Here is a 23,542-nt window from a genome sequence, read left to right on the forward strand (position 1 = left end):
TGGCATATGGATTTAGGGACTCAGAATACTTTTTTCTGAAAATCAAGGCGGCCTTCCCCGGAAAGCCGCGATGAACCTTTTTTATTGGCCGCCATTCTGTAATTCCTCGCTTTGCCCTATGGTGTTGGCTCAACCAAGGGAGAAGAGCCGATGCGCACATGTCTGGTGATGGGAGCTGCCGGGTACATAGGATCCTACCTGGTGCCCCATCTGCAGGGTCTGGGGTACAGGGTCATCGCCGGGGCCCGTCGTCCCTGCCGTCTGCCGGAGGGGGTGGCGTTTCGCCTCGCCGACAGCCTCAAGCCTGCCACCCTGCCCCCTGCGCTGGCGGGGGTCGACACCGTCTTCTATCTGGTACACGCCATGGGGGCGGGGGCCGGTTTTCACCGGCTGGAGCAGCAGGGAGTGAAGAACTTCGCTGCTGCCGCCCGTGCCGCCGGGGTGCGCCGCATCGTCTATCTCGGCGCCATCCAGCCCGAGCCCTGCAACAGTCGCCACCTCAACTCCCGGCGCTACTGTGGCGAGCTGTTTCGCAGCGCAGGGGTGCCCACGGTAGAGCTGCGTGCCGGCATCATCATAGGCCCCGGCTCGGCGGCGTTCGAGGTGATGCGGGATCTGGTGTACAACCTGCCCATGATGGTGACGCCCAAGTGGGTGCGTTCCCGCACGCCCCCCATCGCCCTCTCCAACCTCTTGCACTATCTGGGCGGGCTGGTGGAAGCCGACGGGGTGGATGGCCAGATCTTCAATGCGGCGGGCCCCGAGCTGCTCAGCTACCAGCAGCAGCTCCAAAAATTCGCCGCCCATATCGGCAAACGCTGCCCCATCATTCCGATCCCCTTTTTGAGCCCCCGGCTCTCCGCCTGGTGGCTGCAGTTCGCCACCTCGGTTCCCCAACCCATCGCCAAGGCGCTGGTGGGGGGGCTCAAGCACGACATCCCGGCGGATGACGGCCCCTTGCGCGCCCTGCTGCCCCAGCATCTGCTCAGCTTCGATGAGGCGCTGGCGGAGAGCCTGGCGCTGGAGCAGAGGCTCGGTGCCGAGCAGCACGGGGAGGAGACGCCCCTTGGTCTGCGTTGGCGCCATCCCGAATATGGCTTCTACGACCGCACCGCCAGCGGGGAGGCGGATTGCCTCGCCGCCCCCGAGGTAGTGTGGCAGGTGCTGCAGCAGCTGGGGGGCGAGCAGCGCTACTTCTACATGAACGAGCTGTGGGTGGTGCGCGAATGGATGGATCACCTGATCGGCGGCCCGGCCCGGACCCGGGGACGCACCAACCCGGATCGCTTCGTGAAGGGGGACATGCTGGACTCCTGGCAGATCCTCGGGGTGGATGAAGGACGCAGGCTGGATCTGCTGTTCAACATGAAGGCCCCCGGCGTCGGTCGGCTGGAGTTCAACATCCAGCCCCTGGAGTCCGGCCTGACCCGGCTGCGGGTGACTGCCCACTGGCATCCGCAGGGGGCCTGGGGGCTGGCCTACTGGCTTGCCATGCTGCCGTTTCACCTCTTCATCTTCCAGGGAATGACGGAGGCCATCGCCCGGCAGGCAGAGGCAAAAGCCGGCATTCCAGTCATGGATTGAAATCGAATCTATAACTAATTGGGTAGTTTTGGGTGGCATGACATGCTACTGATTAGCCTGTCATTGCTATCCAGCGATATTTTATGCTGTGAAAGGGCGGGGGATTTCTTTATGATCCTCAGCCCTCGCCCGCTGGCGAGCCAACGCATCACTCATTCATTTCCGTATCGGGGTCCCCCATGTCCGATCAGCAGCACGATCTCCGCCAACAGGCACTCGACTACCACGCCCAACCTGTCCCGGGCAAAATCGCCATCGCCCTCACCAAGCCCGCCGAGACCGCTCGCGATCTGGCGCTGGCCTACAGCCCGGGCGTTGCCGAACCGGTACGCGAGATCGCCGCCAATCCGGCCGATGCCTACCGTTACACCGGCAAGGGCAACCTGGTGGCCGTCATCTCCAACGGCACCGCCATCCTGGGGCTGGGCAATCTGGGCCCGCTGGCCTCCAAGCCGGTGATGGAGGGCAAGGCCCTGCTGTTCAAGCGCTTTGCCGGCATCGACTCCATCGACATCGAGGTGAAGCACGAGACCAGCGCCCAGTTCATCGATACAGTGGCCGCCATCGCCGACACCTTCGGCGGCATCAACCTGGAAGACATCAAGGCCCCCGAGTGCTTCGAGATTGAAGAGGCGCTGATCGCCCGCTGTGACATCCCGGTGTTCCACGATGACCAGCACGGTACCGCCATCGTCACCGCCGCCGGGCTGCTCAACGCGCTGGAAGTGCAGGGCAAGGAGATTGGCACCAGCCGCATCGTCTGCATGGGCGCCGGCGCAGCCGCCACCGCCTGCATGGATCTGCTGATCAAGTGCGGGGCTGCGCCGCACAACATCTTCATGCTGGACCGCCAGGGTGTGATCCACAGCGGCCGCACCGATCTCAACCAGTACAAGCAGCGTTTCGCCAACGACACCCCCCTGCGCACTCTTATGGATGTCATCGACGGGGCTGACGTCTTCGTCGGCGTCTCCGGCCCGGACGTACTGCCCGCCGAGGCGTTGGCCCTGATGGCCCCCAACCCGGTGATCTTCGCCTGTTCCAACCCGGACCCCGAGATCAAGCCTGCCCTGGCTCACGCAGTGCGCGGGGATCTCATCATGGGAACCGGCCGCTCGGACTACCCGAACCAGATCAACAACGTGCTCTGCTTCCCCTTCATCTTCCGCGGCGCCCTCGACGCCCGTGCCAGCCGCATCAACGATGCCATGAAGATTGCGGCAGTGGAGGCGATCCGTGCTCTGGCCAAGGAGCCGGTGCCCGCCGAGGTGCTGACCGCCGCTGGCGTGAGTGAACTCGCCTTCGGCAAGGATTACGTCATTCCCAAGCCCATGGACGCCCGCCTGCTGCCGCGGGTTGCCCGTGCCGTGGCACTGGCGGCGGTTGCCTCCGGGGTGGCCCGCATCGAACTGCCGGCGGATTACATGCTGGGTTGAGTCACGGCAAGCGCGTAAAAAACAGAAGGGGCCCCCTGTCGGGGGCCCCTTTTTCATGGCGGAAGCGGGCAGCTTACTTGGTCTTGGGGGCAACCTTGACGGCCGGCGCCTTGGCGTGGGCAGCCTTGTGATGCTTTTTCACGACCTTGGTCTGGGTGGCGTGGGGAGCGGCGGCCTTGGTCGGGGTGGCGGCCATGGTGAAGCCGGAGGTCAGGGCGAAGACAGCGGCCAGAGTCAGGGGGATCAGCTTGTTCATATTCCAGTTCCTCGTTCGGTTTGATGACATGGAGCGTTTCTCCATGACTTCATCCTAGGGTTGTTCGACCTGCGGTTCAGTGAGCGACTGGTGACGGTTTGTATCCAAATGTACGGGCAGGGTCAGGCAGAAACGGGCACCGCTGCTGCTTGGCAGCAGTTGCACCTCGCCGCCGTGGTGGTGGGCGATGCTGCGCACGATGGCCAGCCCCAGCCCGGCGCCGCCGGTGCGTCTGTCCCGGCTCTGATCCAGGCGCACGAAGGGCTCGAAGATTTGCGGGGCCAGCGCGGGATCGATGCCGGGGCCATCGTCGGCCACCTCCAGCAGATAGTCGTCCCCCTGTCGCGCTATGCAGAGGCTTGCCTGGCTGGTGGCATGGCGCAGGGCGTTGCCGATGAGGTTTTCCAGCGCCCGGTCCAGCAATCGGGTGTCACCGCGCCAGGGTAGGGGCATGGTCGGGCGCACGAAGTCGAGCCGCTTGTCCGGTCGCAGGGCCTGCCAGTCGGCCAGGCGGCTGCCGGCCCAGCTGCCGAGCTCCAGATCGCTGCATTGCAGCGGCAGTTCGGGGCGATCGAGCCTGGCATAGGTCAGCATCTCCTCGATGAGGGCATCGAGGGCGCCGAGGTCCCGCTCCAGTCCCTGCTGCTCCTCGGGTGAGGGAGGCTCGGCCAGCATGGCGAGGCGATAGCGCAGCCGCACCAGGGGGGAGCGCAACTCGTGGGCGATGGCGTCGGTCAACTGCTTGCGACTGGCCAGCATGGCCTGCAACTGCTCCGCCATCTGGTCGAAGGTGCGGCCGACCTGGCCCAGGCTGCTGCCGGGCGGCAAACCGGTGCGACAGGAGAGATCCCCGTCGCCGACCCGGCGGGCGGTCTGTTCGAGCTGTTGCAGGCCGCGCCAGTGTGGGCGAAGCCAGAGCAGGATGGGCAGGCCGAGGGAAAGGCCGATGAGCAGCAACAGCCCCACGTCCACCCAGTGCAGCTCGTGCAGGTAGGAGAGGTAGGGGACGGGGCCGACGATCAGCACCTTGTCGGTGTTCGGGATGCGCTGCAGGAAGGTGTCATCCTCTTCGACGATGACGATGTTGCCCGCCTCGAGGAAGGCCTGATCCTCGCTGGCCAGGGGCTGGTTGGCGAGGACGCCGATCTGCAGCGGCAGATTGAGCTGGCGGCTCTGCTCGCCGGTGCGGGTGGCCCAGTGTTCCGGCGGCAGCCGGGCCAGCTCGCCAGTGAGCAGGCCGAGGGAGCCTTGCATCATCCGCTCCAGATAACGGTCCCCCGCCCGCTCTGCACTGACCTGATAGACCAGCCCGATGAGCAGAATGGCGAGGGTGAAGCCTTCAGCAACAGATAGAACTGGATAAACAGGCGTCGCATCGGGGCTCTCCTCTTGCCTGGATTGCGTCTGGACATTGCCTTGTTGCCCCTCATCCCCAACCCTTCTCCCGCAAGGGGAGAAGGCTGAGTGCATCAAGGTCATTCGGCGGGGCTTATTCCCAGGCCTGGGGCACCAGCAGGTAACCTTCTCTGGCGCACCGTCTTGATCCAGATCGAGTTGTTGCTGTCATTCCCTGGCTTCTGGTGTGCAGGCGTGTGAGACACCAGCTCATTCCCAAGCCTGGGGTACGAGTAGATAACCCTTCTGGCGCACCGTCTTGATGCGGGTCGGGTTGTTGCTGTCATCCCCGAGCCGGCGGCGCAGACGGGAGATGGCCACGTCCATGCTGCGATCCTGGCCGTCGTAGTCGCGCCCCCGCAGGCTGCGAAACAGCGCCTCCCGCCCCAGGATCTGGCCCGCGTGGCAGGCCAGCTCCCACAGGAGGTCGAAATCGGCGGTGGAGAGGGGAATGCTCTCCCCATCGAGGCGCACGTCCCGACCCGGGCCGTCTATCTGGAGGCGGCCGAACTGCAGGCGCTGGGGCGGGGCGGCGGGGACCACGGCCTGCTGGCTCTGCCCCTGCTGGCGAAACTGGACCCGCAGCCGGGCCAGCAGCACCGGGGGGGGCGTGGTCTTGAGGATGTAGTCGTTGGCCCCCAGCTCCAGGCTCAGGATCTGGTTCATGTCGCTGTCGAGCGAAGTGAGCATGACGATGGGGCCGGCAAAGCGCGGGCGCAGATCCCGGCACAGGGAGAGGCCATCCTGCCCCGGCAGCATGATGTCGAGCAGCACCAGATCCGGCTGCTCGGCCAGGGCCCTGTCGAGTGCCCGGTCACCCCGGGTCTCCAGCAGCACCTCGATGTCGTGGCGACCGAGCCAGCTGCTGATGAGCTGGCCTATCTCGGGATCGTCTTCAACAAACAGAACGCGTGGCATGGTGGCGTGGTTCCCCGGTCATGGCGTGAGTGGGCGTGTCGCCAGCATAACGGCTGCGTCCGCGCTCTGCACCGGGATAACTAATCAATGCGGGGGTTTTTGCCCCTTCTCCCGGGGGAGAAGGGGGGGCAGGATGAATCGGTTGGTATCGGGCCGCCCCACTTGTCCCGTGGCGGGTCGGGGCAGCGCGATGAGGCAGGATCCGTGCCCTTCAGTGGCCATAGCGGCTCCGGCTGCCATGGAGCAGACGGGGAACCGCCCGGATCAGCCGCCCTTGCGCTTCAGATACACCCCGGCTTCCATGTGGTGGGTCCAGGGGAACTGGTCGAACAGGGCGAAGCGGGCGATCTCGTGGGTTTCACCGAGCACGGCCATGTTGGCCTGCAGGGTCTCGGGGTTGCAGGAGATGTAGAGGATGTTGTCGTAATCCTGCACCAGCTTGACGGTGGCGTCGTCCAGACCGGCCCGGGGCGGGTCGACGAAGATGGTGTTGCACTGGTAGGCGCCGAGATCGACCCCCTTGAGGCGGTTGAACTCCCGCTCGCCGCGCATCGCCATGGTGAACTCCTCCGCCGACATGCGCAGGATGATCAGGTTGTCGACACCGTTGGCGGCGATGTTGAACTGGGCGGAGTCCACGCTCGGCTTGGCGATCTCGGTGGCCAGCACCTTGCGAAAGTTCTGCGCCAGGGCGATGGAGAAGTTGCCGTTGCCGCAGTAGAGCTCCAGCAGGTCCCCCTCGCTCTCTTTGGTCACGTCCAGGGCCCAGCCCAGCATCTGCTCGTTGATGGCGGCGTTGGGCTGGGTGAAGCTGTTTTCCACCTGCTTGTAGACCAGCTCGCGCCCCTGCACGGTCAGGCGTTCGATGACGAAGTCATCCCCGAGACAGATCTTCTGCTTGTGGGCGCGGCCAATCAGTTGCAGTTCGAACCCCTTGGCCCGCAGGTCGGCCTGCAGCGCCTCGGCGGCCTGCTGCCACTCGGCTTCCAGCTTGCGGTGGTAGAGCAGGCTGACGCAGATCTGGCCGGACTGGGTGGAGAGGTAGTCGATCTGGAACAGCTTCTTGCGCAGCACGGGGTGCGGGCGAAGCCCGGCCAGCAGCACCGGCATCAGCCGGTTGATGAGCAGGCTGGCGGTGGGGAAGCTGTCGACCCGGATGATCTCCTTGGTGGCCGGTGCATACATGCAGTGGAAGAGGTCATCCCCCTCGTGCCAGATGCGGAACTCGGCGCGCATCCGGTAGTGCTCGGCGGGGGAGGCGTGCAACTCCAGCGCGGGCGGATTGAAGGGGGCGAACAGCTGGGTGAGGCGATCGCGCTTCTCGTCGAGCTGGGTCTGGTAGTCGGCAGGAGTCCGTCTGCCCTGGGCGTCGGCGGAAGAGGGCTGGGATTGAGTCATGGATACCTCGCATGCACCGGGCTGAGCCGGGGAAAGACCGGGGGAAGGCCGCAGCCAACCAAAGGGTGGGGATTTTAAAAGGCCGTTGCGGATTGTCCAAGTTTTTTGTGGTCAAGAAGTGGCCAGTCGGGCCGATAACCGATCCACCACTATAGGCGGGAGAGTAATGATGCAAATTGATGGCATGGGCGCAGCCCAACCCAAGGGAGTGGGCATTGCTCCCAAATCGCCTCAACAGACGGAGTCGAAAACGGCGGACAAGGGGGATGAGGTCTCCCTGAACAAGCCCCCGAAATGGGCCCAGGTGCTGATCCAGCAGGCGCTGCAATTTGCGCTGGAGATCAACGGCCAGGGCTACAAGGCACCCAAGGTGCAGGAACCCCAGGAGGTCACCCCGGAGACCCTGTTCGATTTCCAGTCGGTGGCGGACAACGTGTTGCAGTTCGTCACCGGGCGGATAGGCGCGGCCCGTGCGGACGGCAAGTCCGACGACGACCTGACCAAGATGATGGAGCAGGCCCGCAAGGGGGTGGACAAGGGCTTCGGTGACGCCAGGAAGCAGCTCGGTGGCTGGGCGGACAACGAGGACATCAAGACCGGCATGGATCAGAGCTACAAGCTGATCCAGAAGGGGCTCGACGAGTTCGAGAAGGAGTTCTTCGGCAAGGTGTCGACCACGGATCTGGGGGATGCCAGGATGGCCAGCCGCCAGCAGGCCCTCCTCGAGATCGAGACCCGGGACGGGGACAAGGTGATGTTGCGCTTCAGCGACAGCTGGCAGTTCAAGTCCCAGAGCGATGGGGGCGGCAGCCAGTTCAGCCTCAAGTCGAGCCAGAGCTTCGACTTCTCCCTGGAGGGGGATCTCGACAGTGCCGAGATGGATGCCATCGGCACCCTGGTCAAGGGGCTGGACGAGCTGGCCGGGCAGTTCTTCAAGGGGGGCGACGGCAAGACCCTGGCGGACGGGCTGAACGGGCTGCAACTGGATGACAGCCAGCTGGTCTCCTACTCCCTCAAGCTCAAGCAATCGGCCAAGTTGAGTCAGACCTACCAGGGGGCCAGTTCCCTGCAGGAGAGCCTCAAGCCCCTGGCGGACTACCTGCCGAGGCTCAGCCGGTTGCAGCAGCAGGCCGACGCCCTGCTGCCCCCTTCCCAGCAGGAGGCGCTGACGCCCACCGTGCTGGCGGCGCGGGGTCAGGACGGGGCGACCCAGGGGGCAGGCTTCATGGGCTTCAACCAGCGGATGCTGGAGGCCATGCGACTGCTTGGCCAGCAGATGGCGACCGGCTAGTCTGGCGACGCCCCCGTGATGCCGGCGGGGGCGGGGTGTTTGCCAGCCCGTCCCCGGGCTGGCACACTGCCCTTTTCCCCAGCCCGGCGATGCCATGAACCCCAAGAAGCCAAGAGACAAGCGCGAGCTCTGCTACCCCTTCATCTTCGAAACCCAGTTTCAGTGCGACTACGAGATCGCCACCGACGAGCTCTGCTGCCAGGTGGGGGCCGTGCTCTCTCATCTGATGCCGGATGAGGATACCCGGCCCGTGATGGCGGATCTGGCGACCCTGCAGCGGCTCATCTACAACCTCAACGGCTCGGTGCGGGGACGGCTCGGCATCTTCGAGGAGGATCTGGACTGGCTGAAGGGACGGTACGATCACTACAACGAGGCGAGTCGCGGCCGGGTGACCGGCTTCGTGCTGCCCCAGGGGCCCCAGCCCATTCCCACCCTGCACCTGTGCCGCTGTGGCAGCAAGAAGGTGGTGCGTCTGCTGGTACGCCTGGAAGAGAGCGGCGTGCGCTTCGATCCCATCCTCTATCGCTTCGCCAATCTGCTGGCCAACTTCTTCTTCGTGCTCACCGTCTACCTCAAGCAGGCGTGGGATGTGACCGAAGTCCCCTATGTCAGCATCAACTACTGATGAAGAGATGATGTTTGATGTATTCGTCGCATCACACATGGCGGCGTAGGGTTATCGGATCGAAAAACAGCGATGAGGCAGCATCCGTCACTTCGGGGGATGCAGGCATAAAAAAACCGGCGCCCCGAGCGCCGGTTTTCTATTGCCGCGATCCCTAGCTCGACAGCAGTACCCTGGCGGAGTTGGCCGGGATGGTGAGCTGCACCTCCCCCTGCACCACCTCGAACTTGTCGCCGTTGAAGGCGTCGGTGAAGCGGCTGGCGGGGCTGGCGGTCTGCCACAGGGGCAGGCTGATGGTGCGCGGCTCCGTGGGGTGGCGGTTGCAGGCGACCACCACCTGATCGCTTTGCAGGGTACGGGAGAACACATAGCTGTGAGGGCCGGCGTAGAGGGTCTGGATGTCTCCCCGGCGCAGGGCCGGGCGCTGGCGGCGCAGCTGGATCAGGCGGCGATAGTGGTCGTGCAGCACGTGATCCCAGTCGGTGGTATCCCAGGGGAAGCAGCGGCGGCAGTCCGGGTCGTTGCCGCCGGAGAGCCCCACCTCGTCGCCGTAGTAGATGGAGGGCACGCCGATGTAGGTGATGAGCAGGGTGGCGGCGAGTCGCATCCGCTGCTTGTCTTCCCCCAGCAGGTGCAGGAAGCGGGCGGTGTCGTGGCTGTCCAGCAGGTTGAACTGGGCCAGCTGGTTCTTGAACGGAATATGGGCCCGCGCCAGCTTGAGCCAGTGATCCAGCTCGGTGGCGCTGATCTTGATGGGATGATAGGCGATGTCCTGCCCCGCCAGGAAGGCGCGGATGGGGTGGGCGAAGCCGTAGTAGTTCATGGCGCCATCCTCCTGATCCCCCTGCAGCCACTGGCTCGCCTCGAAGAAGTGCTCGCCGAGGACGTAGGCGTCCGGATTCTCCTGCTTCACCGCGCCGCGAATGGCGCGCACATGGCCGCGATTGCCCTCGGCAGTGCCCCGCTCCCCCAGCATGTGGATGACGTCAAAGCGCCAGCCATCGATCTGGTAGGGGGCGCGCATCCAGTAGCGCAGAATGGCGTTGTCTGCCCGATAAACGGCGTCCTGCACCTGTTCACTTGAGAAATCCAGCTTGGGCAAGCTGCGGATCCCTTTCCAGCTAACATAATCCCCTTCCTGATCGAAGGTGTAGAAGCTGCGCCAGGGGGAGTCCGGGTTGCTCTGGGCGCCCAGCGGCGGGCAGAACCAGGGGTGCTCGGTGGAGGTGTGGTTGACCACCGCATCCAGGATGATCCTCATGCCGCGCTGGTGCAGGTTGCGGGTCAGCTCGGCAAACTGGGCATTGGTACCGAGGTGCGCATCCACCTTGAAGTAGTCCTGGGTGTCGTACTTGTGGTTGCTCGGCGAATCGAAGATAGGGTTGAGGTAGAGCGCCGTCACCCCCAGGGATTGCAGGTAATGCAGCTTGGCGTCGATGCCCGCCAGATCCCCACCGTAGAATTCACAGGCGCCGTGCCCCTCTTCGTGGCGGCTGACCGGCTCGCCCCAGGCCTTGCTGATGACCGCCTTGCCCCTGTACTCGTACTCGTGATGCTTGACGCTCAGTGACGGGTCGCCGTTGCAGAAGCGGTCGGGGAAGATCTGGTAGAACACCTGATCCTGCACCCAGGCCGGGGGCTGGTGATGGCTGTTGAAGCGGAAATGCTGCTCCCGCGGCGGCATGGCGGCGCTGACGCCTGCCCCGTGCAGCCACCACTGCTCCTCGTCGGTGAGGCACTTGAAGCAGTAGAGGTGGATCTCCTGCCCTCTGGCCAGCGGCAGTTCGACCTGCCAGACCTGAAGCCTGTCCCGGGTGGCGACCGGCGTCATGGCGACCAGATACTCCTCGTTGTCCGGCTCGTGACGCAGCCACACCTCGCGGATGGGGGCGTCCAGCTCGCTGAACAGGGTGAGCTGCAGGGTGTCGGCACTCTCTTTGAACCAGGGTGCCGCCTGGGGGTGAAACAGGAAGGGATGGGTCATGGTATCTACTGTGTCAGAGAGGCTCAGGAGTGGGGGATGGGCGCAGGCCATCTTATCCCGTCCATGGGCGTGTGTATGTGACGACCGGCCAGAATGAGACGGTGCTTCCGGCTTGGCTGGGCGGTCTGCCGTGACGCTATTGGGTCAGCAAATCGGCCAGGGCGTTGCCTTGTTCGTACAGCTGTTCGAGCTGATCCTCCAGAATGAGACGGGGATCCGGCTCCTGCTGATCGGCCGTTGTGCATCTACTGGGTCAGCAAATCGGCCAGGGCGTTGCCCTGTTCGTGGAGCTGCTCCAGCTGATCCGCCAAGCTGGCGGGATCCAGCCCCAGCTGGTCAGCCAGGGTTCTGGGGAAACGGGCGATGATGGCCTGTGCCGGTACGCCGGCCTGCCAGGCGAAGGAGACGAAGACGGCGAGCCGGATGAGCACGGCCTCCTTGCTGACCGGATCGTGGGAGAGGGGGTCGAGCTGCTGGGCGATGGCATCCACGAAGGCGGGCGACAGGTTCCAGCGCCGCGCCAGCTCTGCGCCGAGCTGGGCATAGTCGTAACCCAGCATCTCCCTCTGGGCATCGACCCGGCTGCTGCCTTTCTCGATGGCCAGATTGATGAGCCCCGCCTCTTCCGGCAGGGTGCTCTGGATCAGCAGCTCGCCGATGTTGTGAATGAGGGCGCAGGTGAAGGCGGTCTCGGGATCCACCGAGGTGGTCTGCTGTGCCAGGGTGCGGGCAATGGTGGCGACCTGGAAGGTCTGGGTCCAGAAGTGGAGCTTGTCAAAGCCGGGGGGGGCCTTGAAGCTGCTGATGATGCCGGAGGCGACCACCACGGAGCGCAGACGGTTGAAACCGAGGCGGATCACCGCCTGTTCGATGGAGGTGATTTCATTGCCACGGCGCAGGGCGGCGGAGTTGGCCATCCGCAGTACCTTGACGCTGATCACCTGGTCCATGGCGATCTTGGCCGCGATCTCGTCGATGCGGGCATTCTCGTCGTTGAAACTCTGCATCAGCTCGTGCAGCAGTTTCGGAATTGTGGGCAGTTGCTTGATCTTGCCAAACAGGCGATCCATCGACATGGCTGAGGCAGCCTCCATTGCTAACAATGCCTCATATTGTGCCACAGCCTGGCCAGTTGTTCCTGCTGGCGAGCGGTTTTGTGAGCCCTAGTACACCCAGTCTTGCAGCCTGTATTCCAAACGGTGCCGTTTTCCCTGGAGGATCAGGGTCTGGGTGGAACCGCTCAGTGTGGCCCCCTCCGTCAGGGTGGCGAGCACGGCCTGCTCTATCAGATCGAGTTCGGGGGGGCAGGCCATGGCGGTGCTGCCGAGGCTGGTGACCCAGAGCTTGTTCCCCTTGAGGTGACCCTGGCCGAAGTAGCGGTTGCAACCGGCGATGCCGTTGACGGTGAAGTGTTCACCGATCTCGATGTCGGGGGGATTGCTGCGGCGGCTGGCGATGGCCTGGCCATCCAGCCGATCGAGCACCCAGTGATGGTGTTGCAGGTCTTGCGAGGCAAAGCGGGGAGCACTGCTGCAGGCGCTGAGCAGAAGCAGGGCGAGCAGCAGTAGCAGGTATCTGGGCATTGAAGGGGCTCCGGTGGTGGGTATGACAAGCATACCCGTCCCCGGGCCCGGGCGGCAGGGCGAGGGGGGAGGAGCCCGACCGCTTCTGTCGCCCCGGGGGAAGAGGGGGTGTCGGCAAATGGCAACACCCGCCCCGAGCGAACCTGTCTACCGGTTGCCCATGGCTCCCCTGGCCGTCTCAGTCCGCAAACAGGCGCTCGGCATAGCGGGCGAGGCCCGAGGCCACCGAACCGAAGTCATCACCCCCCTCCAGCGGTACCTTGGGCAGTTTCTGCTGGATGAAGGCCTTGATGAGGGGGGAGCGGGCACTGCCGCCGGTGACGAAGACCCGGTCAGGCTGCACGCCTGCCGCCAGGATAGCCTCGTCCATCAGCTCGCCAATCTTCTCCAGCAAGGGGGCGGAAGCACTGGCCAGCTGGGGGCGGGTGAGTGCCGCCTCCAGCCCTTTTTCCAGCTCGTTCAGGGTCTGGTGATTGTGCTCGTGGTCGGAGAGGGCGATCTTGCCCTGCTCGGCGCGCCACACCAGTTGATGGCTCAGCTTGTGGGCCCGCAGGCTGGCGAGGCGCGGGAGCTTGCTGCCTGGCTGGCTGTCGAGCTGGAGATCCTGCAACTGGCGGGCGGTATCCAGGCTGTAGAAACGGCTCTGGGCACTGACGTCATTGATGGCGGCGGCGTCCCAGAACAGGGGATGGGGCAGTGGCTTGCCGGTCTTGAGGGTCTCGTGCATGCCGAGCAGCGGCATCATGCCCTCCACGGTCAGGCGGATGTCGAAGTCGTTGCCCCCGATGCGCTGGCCGCTGTGACCGAGCAGATCGCCGCTGCGATCCAGCTGGTCACGGTGGCTCGGGCCCATGCGCAGTACGGAGCAGTCGGTGGTCCCGCCCCCGATGTCCACCACCAGCACCACCGCATCCTCGGTGAGGCGCGCTTCGAACTCGAAGCCGGCGGCCACCGGCTCATAGAGGAACTCCACCCGCTCGAACCCGGCGAGGCGTGCCGCCTCCCTCAGGATGGCGATGGCCTGGCGGTTGCTCTCTTCCCCCGCCAGTCCCTGGAAGTTGACCGGTCGGCCGATCACCGCCTGGCGGATGGTGCTGCCCGTCTGCTGCTCCGCCTCCCGGCGCACGTGCAGCATCATGGCGCAGACAATGTCCTCGAACAGGGCGATCTGGGGAGCCTTGAGGCCATAGGCCCCGAGAAAGGATTTGGGGGACTTGATGTAGTAGCCCTCGTCCGGCTCTTCCAGATAGCGCGCCAGCGCCGCACTGCCGAAGCTCAGCTCGTCGATGAGTCCTTCTTCGCGCATCTGGCGGCGCACCGCCTGGGCCCGGGTCACCACTGGACCGCGCAGCTTGAGGTATTCGCTCTGCTGGACGGGGGCCAGCCCTTCGGCCAGGAGGCCGGCGATGGCGTCCCGGTGGGGGGCGTGCAGGGTGGAGGGAAGGTAATGGGAACCGGAGAGGGTCAGCAGCCTGGGGCTGCCCTGTTCCATCACGGCGACGGCACAGTTGGAGGTACCGTAATCAAATCCGATGAACATGCTGGCCAGACTCCTGTACAAAAAAGGGCTGGTAGCCTACCCGATGCCGCCGGGTCTCACAACCCGGCGGCGGGATCAATGGCGTGGCGACAACGCCTCAGGGATCACTCCACTTCGTTGTCAGAGCGGCCCTGGCTATCGATGGCCTGGATGTTGCTGAGGGTGGTGTCGGCGATGGCGTGCAGCGCCTCCCGGGTCAGGAAGGCCTGGTGACCGGTGAACAGCACGTTGTGGCAGGCAGACAGGCGGCGGAAGACGTCGTCGGTGATCACCTCGTTGGACTTGTCCTCGAAGAAGAGGTCTTCCTCCTCCTCGTAGACGTCCAGCCCCAGGGCGCCGATGCGGGAGGTCTTGAGGGCCTCGATGGCGGCGTTGGAGTCGAGCAGGCCGCCCCGGCTGGTGTTGATGATCATCACCCCGTCCTTCATCTTGGCGAAGGCCTCCTTGTTCAGCAGGTGATAGTTCTCCTTGAACAGGGGGCAGTGCAGGCTGATGACATCGGACTGACGGAACAGAGTATCGAGATCCACGTACTCGGCGCCCAGATCGATGGCCGCCTGGTTCGGATAGGGATCGCTCACCAGCAGGCGCATGCCGAACCCCTTGAGGATGCGCAAGGTGGCGATGCCGATCTTGCCGGTGCCTATGATGCCGGCGGTACGGCCATGCATGTTGAAGCCCACCAGCCCTTCCAGGGAGAAGTTGGCGTCCCGGGTGCGCTGATACGCCTTATGGATGCGGCGGTTGAGGGTCATCATCAGGCCCACCGCATGTTCGGCAACGGCCTCGGGGGAGTAGGCCGGCACCCGCACCACCTTGAGTCCCAGCTCCTTGGCGGCGGCCAGATCCACGTTGTTGTAACCGGCGCAGCGCAGGGCGATGACCCTGGTGCCGTACTGCGCCAGCTCGGCCAGCACTTCGCGGTCGGCATCATCGTTGACGAACAGGCAGACCACGGGGAAGCCGTGGGCGAGACGGGCCGTCTTGGCCTCCAGCCGCACGTCGAAGAACTCCAGATCGAAACCGTACTGGCCGTTGGCCTGGTGGAAATGTTCTTTGTCGTAGCTCTTGGTACTGAAAACGGCGACTCTCATGGTGCGCTCTCCGTAGATAATGATGTGGTTAAATTACAACAAATAGTGACCGTCATCACGGGATAAGTGGTGCTGTTTCAACCCCAGGGCATGATGGGAACGGCACTGACCGCACTCTTGTACGAACCATCCACCAACTTGGTGCTGTAAGTCAGATAGACAAGGGCATTGCGCTTCTCGTCGTAAAAACGCACCACCTTCTGCTCCTTGAACACCAGCGAGGTGCTGACGTCGAACACCTCTTCCCCCGCCTTCAGCCTGGCGGGCAGGGTGATGGGGCCGATCTGGTGGCAGGAGAGGGAGGCGTGGGAGGGATCCTCCGCCAGCCCGAGTCCGCCCTTGACGCCGCCGGTCTTGGGGCGGGCCAGATAGCAGGCGACACCGGCGATTTTAGGGTCGTCGAACGCCTCCACCAGGATCTTGTGGTTGGGTCCGAGCAGCTTGAAAGCGGTGCTCACCTCGCCGACGGGATCTGCCTTGTCGGCCAGCACCGGGCCGGCCATCAGTGCCCCCAGCAGCAGGGGCAGGGTGCGAGCAAGGGTCTGAAGATGTCTCATGGTCTCTCCTGTTGGCCTCCCTCAGAAAGGGATGCCCAAACGACGATAGAGGCTGGCCAGCACCCAGGCGGGGCCTACCAGCAGAAATTGCAGGTCGGTGAGAAAGGAGGGGCGTTTCCCCTCGATATGGTGACCGACGAATTGAGCTATCCAGAACAGCACGAACCCGATGAGGGCAGGCCACAGCAGCGGCCCCTGCCAGACGTGGCAGAAGGCCAGTCCCAGGGCGGTCAGGGCCGTCATCCCCGTAAAGATCGTCAACGACAGCCGCAGGTAGAAGACCAGCACCGGGATGGCCGCCAGCTCCGCCCAGTTGAGGGACGCTGGCAGGGGACCTGCGGGCAGGCACCAGAGCAGTGCCAGGATGCAGAGGTAGATGCCTGGCACCGCCACCTTGTGGATGGCCACATTGACGGGGTGTTGATGGCTCTGGCCATAGTCGCGAAACCAGTCATCCAGTCGTTTCATGGCACCTCCCTGGTGCGCGTATTGAGGCCGGGCGACCTCGCGTTCCTGTGCGTCTGCGGCGGGCTGCGCCCACCGGATGGGATGACCCGCGGCTGATCACGCTCCCGGCGGTGGATATTCCCAACGCCGGAGGCGGTGTCCGTTCACGCTCGCAGCGGTGGATATTCTCAACGCCGGATATCGTGTCCGTTTACTCCTGCGACGGTGGATATTCCCAATATTGGGCCGGAATGCTTTTGAGCAAGGGGGTCATGTCGGGATTGGGCAGGGCGATGGTGACTCTCTGCTCCAGATTGGCGCTGGCCAGGGCCTCGCGGATCTTGGGGTTCTCCCGAAAGAACGCCATGAAGCTGCCGTCGGCATAGGCACGCTCGAGGCCGGTCTGGATCGCCTTGGCCAGCTTCGGCGACTCCGGGCTGACGAAGAAGAACTCGGCGAAGGGGTAGCGGATCAGCAGGTGCTGATCGATCACCAGGTTGGGATATTGTGCCGCCAGCTTGCTGCGTTCGGCGAAGATTTCCACCAGACCACGGGGGAAGAAGTCCAGCTTGTCGCCGTCATTCATCAGGCGAAACAGGTTGCTGTAGCGCCCGGCATAGGTGGGAATGCCTGCCAGTTCCAGGATCTTGTTGTCGGCCCAGCCCACCCCCTGTGCGGCTTTCAGTTTCTTGAGGTCTGCCAGGGTGTTGATCTGGTTGAACCGCTCCTGGGCATCGGCGTGGATGAAGGAGAGGCGCAGCCCTTCCAGACCACGAAACAGCGGGATTGGCACTGCGGTGAGGGAGGATTCCAGCGCGCTGGAGGTACCCATCCAGAACACATTGATGACCTTGCCCTTGGCAAGCGCCTGCTGGAGGCTGTACTGGTTGAGATTGAGGTCGACCCGCTCCAGCTTGTAGGGCTGCCCGGCGTGGTTGAGCGCCAGTTCCAGCAGCTTGAGCTGGTATTCGTTGTCGAGATCGTTGATCGGTCGGCTGGGGACCTTGACGGTGAGCGTCTGTGCTTGTGCCAGCAATGGCAGGCACAAGCACAGCCTGATGAGCCATTTCACGCTTTGATCTCCTGTAGGATCCGGGACTTGCCCGGAGTCTAACAGAAGTTGTCACGCTCTTGCTGTGAAAGGGGCCGGGGATCACCCGGCCGCGTCATCTTCGGGCATGGCCTGCCCTGTGCCCGGCTCGTACCGAGGCCGGGCTTGTTCGCCGCATCAGGCGACGCGACGGAACACGTGAGTGTCGTTGAATTCCTTGGTGCTCTGGCATTCAACACAGAAGCGGGACTCGGGACGGGCCTGCAGCCGCTTGAGAGAGATCTCGTCGCCACAGGATTCGCAATAGCCGAAATCCCCTTCATTGATGCGCTTCAACGCCCCTTTCAGCTTGCGCAGGTGCAACTTGTCGTGCTCGATGCGGTTCAGCTCCAGGCGACGGGCCTCCTCGACACTGGCACGGTCAATTTCATCCGCCATTTCGTTGGTATCGGTGGCGATAGCCTGGCTGGCCTGGGAGTTGAGACGTTCTTCGAGCTCAAGGATTTGTCGCTCGATCTGGCCTTTGTAGAAGGTCAGTTGGTCTTCTGTCATGAAATCACACATACGGTTTGCTACCAGTCAGTTTCCCAATGTTACCCATTGATGGGGGCTGTCTGTCGTCAGACCAAGCCCTTGTATCCCGTTTTGCACCAAATCCATGCAGGAGAGTGCAAATCAGGGCGGGCCTTGTACCAAAAAAATGCAGACATGCAAAGGAAATTGGATAAGGAGTGTGCGTCCTTGCAAAGAAATGGGCCTTCTCCGACAGGGTCTGACTGAGTATCGAACGAGATCCCGCCGCCGTTGGCATCGAGCTTGCAGTGGGCTGATCGTGACACAAAGTGTTTAGTATTTGGTGCCGCGCTGGTCATTATACAGGCCGTTGTTTATAGTTTTTTAAACACCGCTGCTTGACAAAGGCCTTTATCACGGGCTTTTATGGTGTGGTCGATTACATTTCATTAACAATGGTGTTCCTTATATTAGACACCCTTGACAATGGCAACCGTAAAGTCGGGGTTTAACATGGACAGTATCAAGGGCTGGATGGAGAGCAATCGCATCACGGAAGTGGAGTGCCTGTTTCCGGATTTCACCGGCAATGCCCGAGGCAAGATCATTCCAGCCAACAAGTTTCTGCGCGAAGGGGGCATGCGGCTGCCCGAGGTCATCTTCACCCAGACGGTGACCGGCGAGTACCCGGATGACGACAGCATGATAGACCCGCTGGAGCGGGACATGCAGCTCTATCCCGATCCCAACACCATTCGTTTCGTACCCTGGGCGCTGGAGCCCACCGCCCAGGTGATCCACGACTGCTTTGACGTCAACGGCAAGCTCATCGACATCGCTCCCCGCTCCGTGCTGCGCCGGGTTCTGTCATTCTACGAGAAGCAGGGCTGGAAGCCGGTGGTGGCGCCGGAGCTGGAGTTCTACCTGGTGACCCGCAACGAAGATCCCGACTATCCGCTGGTGCCGCCGGTGGGCCGCAACGGCCGCCCGGAAACGGCCCGCCAGTCGTTCAGCATCGATGCGGTGAACGAATTCGACCCCATCTTCGAGGACATGTACGACTACTGCGAGGCCCAGGAGCTGGAGGTGGACACCCTGATCCACGAATCCGGCGCCGCCCAGATGGAGATCAACTTCCTGCACGGGGATGCCATCGATCTCGCCGACCAGGTGTTTCTGTTCAAGCGCACCATGCGCGAGGCCGCTCATCGCCACGGCATCTATGCCACCTTCATGGCCAAGCCCATGAGCAACGAACCGGGTTCCGCCATGCACATCCACCAGAGCCTGGAAGACATGGATGGCAACAACCTGTTTGGTACCAGCGAAGGGGGCAACTCCGATCTGTTCATGCATTTCATCGCCGGCCTGCAGAAATACACTCCGGCAGTGACCGCTCTGTTGGCGCCGAACGTCAACTCCTACCGCCGCCTCACCTTTGGCGAGAGTGCGCCGCGCAACGTGCAGTGGGGGGTGGAAAACCGCACCTGCGGCCTGCGGGTCCCCTTCTCCGAACCGAGCGCACGCCGGGTCGAGAACCGCTTCGCCGGTGCCGATGCCAATCCGTATCTGGCTCTGGCCGCCACCCTGGCCTGCGGCTACCTCGGCATGCTGGAGAAGCTCGAACCCATGCAGGAGATGAAGGCGAGTGCCTATGACCTGCCCTACAGCCTGCCCCGCTCGCTGGAGGAATCGCTGAGCCACCTGGAGCAGTGTGAACCCATCAAGGACATGCTGGGGGAGCGCTTCATCCGCGCCTTCGTGGCCGTCAAACGCAAGGAGTACGAGACATACTTCGGCGTGATCAGCCGCTGGGAACGGGAATTCCTGCTGCTGAACGTCTGATCTGTCCCCGGGGGAGGCGAGGCCTCTCCCCGTCATATCGCAAGCAAGGTGCCGAAGGCCCGTCTCGCGGCGGCGCCCGCGACCCGGAAGGCACCGAGTATAGGTGAGGCCCGCTCCCGCAATGGAGAGGGGCGTCACCTGCAATCAACTGGCGACGATGTTCGCCCCATGGAAAGGCATCGAGCAGGCAAGAGAGCGCCAGCCCCGTGAATGGCAGTGACCGGGCAGGCCACCCGCGCCCTCATGAATGGCGACAAGATTCGCCGAATCGAAGGAACCGAGGAGCAAGCAATGCAGCACACCACCCGTGAGTGGCAGCAACTAGAAGCCAGCCATCATCTGCATCCGTTTACCGATTTTCAGGCCCTGAACAAGAAGGGTAGTCGCATCATCACCAAGGCCGAAGGCGTCTATCTGGAAGACTCCGAAGGCAAGCGCATTCTGGACGGGATGGCGGGTCTGTGGTGCGTCAACATGGGCTACGGCCGTCAGGAGCTGGTGGATGCCGCCACTCGCCAGATGCAGCAACTGCCCTACTACAACCTCTTCTTCCAGACCAGCCACCCCCCTGCTGCCGAGCTGGCCACCCTGCTGGCCGAGATCACCCCTTCCCACCTCAACCACGTCTTCTTCACCGGCTCGGGTTCCGAGTGCAACGACACCGTGCTGCGCATGGTGCGCCACTACTGGGCCAGCAAGGGACAACCTGACAAGCAGGTGATCATCAGCCGCCACAATGCCTATCACGGCTCCACCGTGGCGGGGGCCAGTCTGGGCGGCATGAAGGGGATGCACGCCCAGGGCGGCTTGCCCATTCCGGGCATAGTACACATCGACCAGCCCTATCACTTCGGTGAGGGAGAGGGCATGAGCGCCCACGAGTTCGGTCTGGCCCGTGCCCGCCAGCTGGAAGAGAAGATCCTGGCACTGGGGGTGGACAAGGTGGCCGCCTTCATCGGCGAGCCTATCCAGGGTGCGGGGGGGGTCATCATTCCCCCCGAGAGCTACTGGCCCGAGATCCAGCGCATCTGCGACCAGTACGGCATCCTGCTTATCGCCGACGAGGTGATCTGCGGCTTTGGCCGCACCGGTCACTGGTTTGCCAGTGAAGGTTTTGGCATCAAACCCGACCTCATGTGCCTGGCCAAGGGCATTACCTCCGGCTATCTGCCGATGGGCGCCGTGATGGTGGGGGACAGGGTTGCCAGGGTGCTGGTGGAAGAGGGGGGGGAGTTCAACCATGGCTTCACCTATTCCGGCCATCCGGTCGCCTGCGCCGTGGCCATTGCCAACATCCAGCTTATGCAAAGGGAGAGCATAGTTAAGCGAGTTCATGATAGTATCGGCCCCTATTTGCAGCGCCGCTGGGCTGAGCTGGCGGACCATCCGCTGGTGGGGGAAACCCGTGGAAAAGGCCTGGTCGCCGCGCTGGAAATAGTGCAGGACAAGCAGACGAAACGTCGCTTCCCGGCCGAGCTCCATGCCGGGATGACCTGTCGGGAGTTCTGTTTTAACAATGGCTTGGTGATGAGGGCTGTCGGCGATACCATGATCATATCGCCCCCCTTGGTGATCACCGAGGAACAGGTGGATGAATTGGTCAAACTGGCCAGGCTCAGTCTGGACCTGACGGCTGCAAAGCTGCGGGAATAGGCGGGAACCGGGCAGGTTGGCTTACGCATACAATTTGCTTAGGAGACAAGGACTATGTCTTTTAAAAAGGGAATGATGGCTGCTTCCGTGGCGCTGGTCATGATGAGTACCGGGGCGATGGCCGACGAGAAGGTGCTGCACGTCTACAACTGGAGCGACTACATCGCGCCGGATACGCTGGAAAACTTCCAGAAGGAGACGGGCATCAAGGTGGTCTACGACGTGTTCGACAGCAACGAAGTGCTGGAAGCCAAGTTGCTGGCAGGCAAGTCGGGCTATGACATCGTCGTACCGTCCAACCCCTTCCTGGCCAAGCAGATCAAGGCAGGTGTCTTCCAGAAGCTGGACAAGTCCAAACTCTCCAACTGGCAGAACCTGGACGTCGACCTGCTCAAGGCGCTCGAACCGAGCGATCCGGGCAACCAATACTCCATCCCTTACCTGTGGGGCACCATCGGCTATGCCTACAACGCCGAGAAGGTGAAGGCCGTGCTGGGGGCCGATGCCCCGGTGGACTCCTGGGATCTGGTGTTCAAGCCGGAGAACATGGCCAAGCTGAAGGAGTGCGGTGTCTCCTTCCTCGACTCGCCGACCGAAATGCTGCCGGCCGCCCTGCAATACCTGGGCTTCAAGCCGGACAGCCAGAAGCCGGATGAGCTGAAGAAGGCAGAGGAGCTGTTCCTCTCCATCCGTCCCTATACCGCCTATTTCCACTCCTCCAAGTACATTTCGGATCTGGCCAACGGCAACCTGTGCGTGGCGGTTGGTTACTCCGGTGACCTGCAGCAGTCCAAGGCGCGTGCCGCCGAGGCCAAGAACGGTGTCAGCCTGACTTACACCATTCCGAAAGAGGGGGCAGGCAGCTTCTTCGACATGATCGCCATCCCGGCGGATGCCAAGAACGTCGAGGCGGCCCACACCTTCATCAATTACCTGATGAAGCCGGACGTGATCGCGAACATCACCAACGTGGTGCAGTTCCCGAACGGCAACAAGGCGGCCACGCCGCTGGTGGACGAGGCGATCCGTACCGACCCGGGTATCTACCCGACGCCGGATACCCTCAAGAAGATCTACACCTTCCCGGATCTGCCGGCCAAGGTGCAGCGTCTGATGACCCGCAGCTGGACCAAGATCAAGTCAGGCAAGTAAGAGTGACGAGTACCCCTCCCGGTCCGCAGTTCGGCCGGGAGGGTGGTGACCACCCGACAGGTTGGACGGCGCGTATGGATGCGCGACTGGCAAAATCACACAAATGAGGACTGATAAGTGCACATGACCAAGATGGCAACGCTGGCCCTGACCCTGGGGTTTGCAAATCTGACCCAGGCAGCCCCTGTGGTTCATTTTTACAACTGGTCCGATTATATCGGCGAGACCACCCTCAGTGATTTTCAGCAGAAGACCGGGATCAAGACCGTCTACGACGTGTTTGACTCCAACGAGACGCTGGAAGGCAAGCTGCTGACCGGACGCACCGGCTACGATCTGGTCGTGCCCTCCAACAATTTCCTGGCCAAGCAGATCAAGGCGGGGGCCTTCCAGAAGCTGGACCTCACCCTGCTGCCAAACCTGAGCAACCTGGACCCCATGCTGCTCAAGCAGCTCGAGAAGGTGGATCCGGGCCATCAGTACGCCGTGCCCTACCTCTGGGGCACCAACGGCATCGGCTACAACGTCGACAAGATCAAGGAAGTGCTGGGTGTCGACAAGATTGACTCCTGGGCGACCATCTTCGAGCCGGAAAACATGAAGAAGCTCTCCCAGTGCGGCGTGGCCTTCCTCGATTCGGCGGACGAGATGATCCCGGCTGCCCTCAACTACCTGGGGCTCAACCCCAACAGCCATGAGCCGGCGGATATCAAGCGGGCCGAAGAGCAGCTGCTCAAGGTGCGCCCCTACGTGGCCTACTTCCACTCCTCCAAGTACATCGGTGACCTCGCCAACGGCAACATCTGCGTGGCGGCGGGTTTCTCCGGCGACATCCTGCAGGCGGCGTCCCGGGCCGAGGAGGCGGGCAAGGGGATCAATATTGCCTACAGCATCCCCAAGGAGGGTGGCAATCTCTGGTTCGACATGATGGCGATCCCGGCCGATGCCACCAACGTGAAAGAGGCTCACGCCTTGATCAACTACATTCTCGAACCGCAGGTCATCGCCAAGGTGAGCGACTATGTGGGTTACGCGAACCCGAACATCAAGGCGGGAGAGTTCATGGACAAGGCCGTGCGCGAGGACGAGTCTGTCTATCCCCCCCAGGCGGTGCTTGAGCGTCTGTATGTGCAGGAAGCACATCCCCGCTCGGTGCAGCGCCTGATCACCCGGAGTTGGACCAAGATCAAATCCGGAACCTAACCTTGGCGCCCATC

At 63.0% G+C, this 23,542-nt stretch carries 20 protein-coding genes and 1 pseudogene; 8 read left to right on the forward strand and 13 right to left on the reverse strand.

Features of this window, described 5'->3' with window-relative positions; all coding sequences use genetic code 11:
* The first annotated feature begins 150 nt into the window (after nt 1–150).
* The gene (locus OKC30_RS06535; protein ID WP_010676077.1) at nt 151–1,584 is read left to right on the forward strand and encodes a DUF2867 domain-containing protein; all 1,434 of its coding nucleotides are present in this window, start codon (nt 151–153) and stop codon (nt 1,582–1,584) included.
* 179 nt (nt 1,585–1,763) lie between these two features.
* On the forward strand, nt 1,764–3,020 hold the full coding sequence (locus tag OKC30_RS06540) for a malic enzyme-like NAD(P)-binding protein (protein ID WP_160836752.1): 1,257 nt from the start codon (nt 1,764–1,766) through the stop codon (nt 3,018–3,020).
* A gap of 73 nt (nt 3,021–3,093) precedes the next feature.
* Here OKC30_RS06540 and OKC30_RS06545 read toward each other — a convergent pair whose 3' ends face one another.
* From OKC30_RS06545 to trmA, 4 genes and pseudogenes are all read right to left on the reverse strand, one after another.
* Nucleotides 3,094–3,276, reverse strand: coding sequence for a hypothetical protein (locus OKC30_RS06545; RefSeq protein WP_010676075.1), 183 nt, complete (start codon nt 3,274–3,276; stop codon nt 3,094–3,096).
* Nucleotides 3,277–3,330: 54 nt separating this feature from the next.
* A pseudogene (gene rstB, locus OKC30_RS06550) lies at nt 3,331–4,652 on the reverse strand (two-component system sensor histidine kinase RstB).
* Between the two features lie 229 nt (nt 4,653–4,881).
* The gene (gene rstA / locus OKC30_RS06555; RefSeq protein ID WP_010676073.1) at nt 4,882–5,589 is read right to left on the reverse strand and encodes a two-component system response regulator RstA; all 708 of its coding nucleotides are present in this window, start codon (nt 5,587–5,589) and stop codon (nt 4,882–4,884) included.
* A gap of 264 nt (nt 5,590–5,853) precedes the next feature.
* On the reverse strand, nt 5,854–6,987 hold the full coding sequence (trmA, locus tag OKC30_RS06560; protein WP_160836750.1) for a tRNA (uridine(54)-C5)-methyltransferase TrmA: 1,134 nt from the start codon (nt 6,985–6,987) through the stop codon (nt 5,854–5,856).
* Nucleotides 6,988–7,156: 169 nt separating this feature from the next.
* Here trmA and OKC30_RS06565 point away from each other — a divergent pair, with 169 nt between their 5' ends.
* Nucleotides 7,157–8,278, forward strand: coding sequence for a DUF5610 domain-containing protein (locus OKC30_RS06565; protein ID WP_160836788.1), 1,122 nt, complete (start codon nt 7,157–7,159; stop codon nt 8,276–8,278).
* A 94-nt stretch (nt 8,279–8,372) separates the two neighbouring features.
* The gene (locus tag OKC30_RS06570) at nt 8,373–8,906 is read left to right on the forward strand and encodes an ATP--cob(I)alamin adenosyltransferase (protein WP_042016441.1); all 534 of its coding nucleotides are present in this window, start codon (nt 8,373–8,375) and stop codon (nt 8,904–8,906) included.
* A 154-nt stretch (nt 8,907–9,060) separates the two neighbouring features.
* Here OKC30_RS06570 and malZ read toward each other — a convergent pair whose 3' ends face one another.
* The 9 genes from malZ to OKC30_RS06615 all read right to left on the reverse strand — a co-directional run bounded on the left by malZ (nt 9,061) and on the right by OKC30_RS06615 (nt 17,726).
* Complete coding sequence (gene malZ, locus OKC30_RS06575) at nt 9,061–10,890, reverse strand: maltodextrin glucosidase (protein ID WP_160836748.1); 1,830 nt, start codon at nt 10,888–10,890, stop codon at nt 9,061–9,063.
* Nucleotides 10,891–11,135: 245 nt separating this feature from the next.
* Complete coding sequence (locus OKC30_RS06580; protein ID WP_039039670.1) at nt 11,136–11,984, reverse strand: HDOD domain-containing protein; 849 nt, start codon at nt 11,982–11,984, stop codon at nt 11,136–11,138.
* Nucleotides 11,985–12,053: 69 nt separating this feature from the next.
* A complete protein-coding gene (locus OKC30_RS06585) occupies nt 12,054–12,473 on the reverse strand; it encodes an META domain-containing protein (RefSeq protein ID WP_010676067.1) in 420 nt (139 codons plus the stop codon).
* 178 nt (nt 12,474–12,651) lie between these two features.
* The gene (gene yegD / locus OKC30_RS06590) at nt 12,652–14,013 is read right to left on the reverse strand and encodes a molecular chaperone (protein ID WP_160836746.1); all 1,362 of its coding nucleotides are present in this window, start codon (nt 14,011–14,013) and stop codon (nt 12,652–12,654) included.
* A gap of 104 nt (nt 14,014–14,117) precedes the next feature.
* Nucleotides 14,118–15,107 carry a 2-hydroxyacid dehydrogenase gene (locus OKC30_RS06595; protein WP_160836745.1) on the reverse strand — a complete coding sequence of 330 codons (990 nt, stop codon included), beginning with the start codon at nt 15,105–15,107 and terminating at the stop codon, nt 14,118–14,120.
* A gap of 77 nt (nt 15,108–15,184) precedes the next feature.
* Nucleotides 15,185–15,664 carry a CreA family protein gene (locus OKC30_RS06600; protein ID WP_041211972.1) on the reverse strand — a complete coding sequence of 160 codons (480 nt, stop codon included), beginning with the start codon at nt 15,662–15,664 and terminating at the stop codon, nt 15,185–15,187.
* A 21-nt stretch (nt 15,665–15,685) separates the two neighbouring features.
* Nucleotides 15,686–16,132: an Mpo1 family 2-hydroxy fatty acid dioxygenase gene (locus OKC30_RS06605; protein WP_043153437.1), complete on the reverse strand. Its 447-nt coding sequence runs from the start codon at nt 16,130–16,132 to the stop codon at nt 15,686–15,688.
* A 190-nt stretch (nt 16,133–16,322) separates the two neighbouring features.
* Nucleotides 16,323–17,183, reverse strand: coding sequence for a hypothetical protein (locus OKC30_RS06610; protein WP_160836743.1), 861 nt, complete (start codon nt 17,181–17,183; stop codon nt 16,323–16,325).
* A gap of 156 nt (nt 17,184–17,339) precedes the next feature.
* The gene (locus tag OKC30_RS06615) at nt 17,340–17,726 is read right to left on the reverse strand and encodes a TraR/DksA family transcriptional regulator (RefSeq protein WP_010676061.1); all 387 of its coding nucleotides are present in this window, start codon (nt 17,724–17,726) and stop codon (nt 17,340–17,342) included.
* 462 nt (nt 17,727–18,188) lie between these two features.
* On the opposite strand from OKC30_RS06615, the gene OKC30_RS06620 reads away from it, so the two are divergent.
* The 4 genes from OKC30_RS06620 to OKC30_RS06635 all read left to right on the forward strand — a co-directional run bounded on the left by OKC30_RS06620 (nt 18,189) and on the right by OKC30_RS06635 (nt 23,528).
* Nucleotides 18,189–19,520: a glutamine synthetase family protein gene (locus OKC30_RS06620; protein ID WP_010676060.1), complete on the forward strand. Its 1,332-nt coding sequence runs from the start codon at nt 18,189–18,191 to the stop codon at nt 19,518–19,520.
* 291 nt (nt 19,521–19,811) lie between these two features.
* Complete coding sequence (locus tag OKC30_RS06625) at nt 19,812–21,173, forward strand: aspartate aminotransferase family protein (protein ID WP_010676059.1); 1,362 nt, start codon at nt 19,812–19,814, stop codon at nt 21,171–21,173.
* A gap of 54 nt (nt 21,174–21,227) precedes the next feature.
* Nucleotides 21,228–22,325 (forward strand): polyamine ABC transporter substrate-binding protein, encoded by a 1,098-nt coding sequence (locus tag OKC30_RS06630; RefSeq protein WP_039039663.1) that lies wholly within the window; start codon nt 21,228–21,230, stop codon nt 22,323–22,325.
* A 123-nt stretch (nt 22,326–22,448) separates the two neighbouring features.
* Nucleotides 22,449–23,528: a polyamine ABC transporter substrate-binding protein gene (locus tag OKC30_RS06635; RefSeq protein ID WP_045522886.1), complete on the forward strand. Its 1,080-nt coding sequence runs from the start codon at nt 22,449–22,451 to the stop codon at nt 23,526–23,528.
* The last annotated feature ends 14 nt before the right edge of the window (nt 23,529–23,542 follow it).

Origin of the sequence: Aeromonas sp. QDB18 (genome assembly GCF_027705325.1) — a bacterium.
Taxonomy (GTDB): domain Bacteria; phylum Pseudomonadota; class Gammaproteobacteria; order Enterobacterales; family Aeromonadaceae; genus Aeromonas; species Aeromonas caviae.

What these genes read in the sequence shown, in the direction of transcription:
- malZ (WP_160836748.1), bottom strand. Translation starts at nt 10,890, where the DNA reads ATGACCCATCCCTTCCTGTTTCACCCCCAGGCGGCACCCTGGTTCAAA.
- OKC30_RS06625 (WP_010676059.1), top strand. Translation starts at nt 19,812, where the DNA reads ATGCAGCACACCACCCGTGAGTGGCAGCAACTAGAAGCCAGCCATCAT.
- OKC30_RS06635 (WP_045522886.1), top strand. Translation starts at nt 22,449, where the DNA reads ATGACCAAGATGGCAACGCTGGCCCTGACCCTGGGGTTTGCAAATCTG.
- OKC30_RS06580 (WP_039039670.1), bottom strand. Translation starts at nt 11,984, where the DNA reads ATGGAGGCTGCCTCAGCCATGTCGATGGATCGCCTGTTTGGCAAGATC.
- OKC30_RS06545 (WP_010676075.1), bottom strand. Translation starts at nt 3,276, where the DNA reads ATGAACAAGCTGATCCCCCTGACTCTGGCCGCTGTCTTCGCCCTGACC.
- OKC30_RS06615 (WP_010676061.1), bottom strand. Translation starts at nt 17,726, where the DNA reads ATGTGTGATTTCATGACAGAAGACCAACTGACCTTCTACAAAGGCCAG.
- OKC30_RS06605 (WP_043153437.1), bottom strand. Translation starts at nt 16,132, where the DNA reads ATGAAACGACTGGATGACTGGTTTCGCGACTATGGCCAGAGCCATCAA.
- yegD (WP_160836746.1), bottom strand. Translation starts at nt 14,013, where the DNA reads ATGTTCATCGGATTTGATTACGGTACCTCCAACTGTGCCGTCGCCGTG.
- OKC30_RS06600 (WP_041211972.1), bottom strand. Translation starts at nt 15,664, where the DNA reads ATGAGACATCTTCAGACCCTTGCTCGCACCCTGCCCCTGCTGCTGGGG.
- OKC30_RS06620 (WP_010676060.1), top strand. Translation starts at nt 18,189, where the DNA reads ATGGACAGTATCAAGGGCTGGATGGAGAGCAATCGCATCACGGAAGTG.
- OKC30_RS06630 (WP_039039663.1), top strand. Translation starts at nt 21,228, where the DNA reads ATGTCTTTTAAAAAGGGAATGATGGCTGCTTCCGTGGCGCTGGTCATG.
- OKC30_RS06570 (WP_042016441.1), top strand. Translation starts at nt 8,373, where the DNA reads ATGAACCCCAAGAAGCCAAGAGACAAGCGCGAGCTCTGCTACCCCTTC.
- OKC30_RS06585 (WP_010676067.1), bottom strand. Translation starts at nt 12,473, where the DNA reads ATGCCCAGATACCTGCTACTGCTGCTCGCCCTGCTTCTGCTCAGCGCC.
- trmA (WP_160836750.1), bottom strand. Translation starts at nt 6,987, where the DNA reads ATGACTCAATCCCAGCCCTCTTCCGCCGACGCCCAGGGCAGACGGACT.
- OKC30_RS06540 (WP_160836752.1), top strand. Translation starts at nt 1,764, where the DNA reads ATGTCCGATCAGCAGCACGATCTCCGCCAACAGGCACTCGACTACCAC.
- OKC30_RS06565 (WP_160836788.1), top strand. Translation starts at nt 7,157, where the DNA reads ATGCAAATTGATGGCATGGGCGCAGCCCAACCCAAGGGAGTGGGCATT.
- OKC30_RS06535 (WP_010676077.1), top strand. Translation starts at nt 151, where the DNA reads ATGCGCACATGTCTGGTGATGGGAGCTGCCGGGTACATAGGATCCTAC.
- OKC30_RS06595 (WP_160836745.1), bottom strand. Translation starts at nt 15,107, where the DNA reads ATGAGAGTCGCCGTTTTCAGTACCAAGAGCTACGACAAAGAACATTTC.
- rstA (WP_010676073.1), bottom strand. Translation starts at nt 5,589, where the DNA reads ATGCCACGCGTTCTGTTTGTTGAAGACGATCCCGAGATAGGCCAGCTC.